Source organism: Neisseria sp. P0021.S007, from assembly GCF_051956855.1.
In genome coordinates this window covers 1-537 of the sequence record NZ_JBQCXA010001070.1, presented here as the reverse complement: position 1 = coordinate 537, position 537 = coordinate 1, and the positions used below count along the sequence as shown (strand labels likewise).

The 537-nt window shown below is 50.7% G+C and carries 1 pseudogene; it reads left to right on the top strand.

Annotated elements, in window-relative coordinates:
* Positions 1-285 precede the first annotated feature (285 nt).
* A pseudogene (locus ACTHUR_RS17575) lies at positions 286-537 on the top strand (DNA polymerase III subunit delta'); the annotation flags it as partial.

Genomic DNA, 537 nt, shown 5'->3' with positions numbered 1-537 from the left:
GTCTTAGTATGCGCTGTGAGAACGCTCGTTATTGGAAACGGCCGCCTTGCTGGCGCACTATGCCGACTACGTCTGTGCCAAAAAGGGCATTAACGTACGTTAAGGTGGCGGTGTTAGCGGATTGGGGAGCTTTAGAGGGAAAGGAAGCATCAAAAAGGCTGAGAAGAGGAGAAAAGAGGATAGATACGAGGTGATTAACGTTTCGAATTGCATGATCGGTTTCAGACGACCTCTAACATTTCCCTGTATAATCACGCTTTTGTTCAAACGCTTGTACTTTTCGACATGATTTATCCGTGGCATCAAAGCCAGTGGCGGCAGCTTGCCGACCATTGGGAAAACCGTCCGAACGCTTGGCTGTTTACCGGTAAGGAAAATACCGGCAAGACGGCGTTTGCGCGGTTTGTGGCACAGGCTTTGCTGTGTGAATCGCCTCGGGAAGAACATCAGCCTTGCGGCGTATGCGCTTCGTGTCATTTGTTTTCGCAAAACAGCCATCCCGATTTTTACGAACTCACTCCTGCCCCCCCCCGAGGA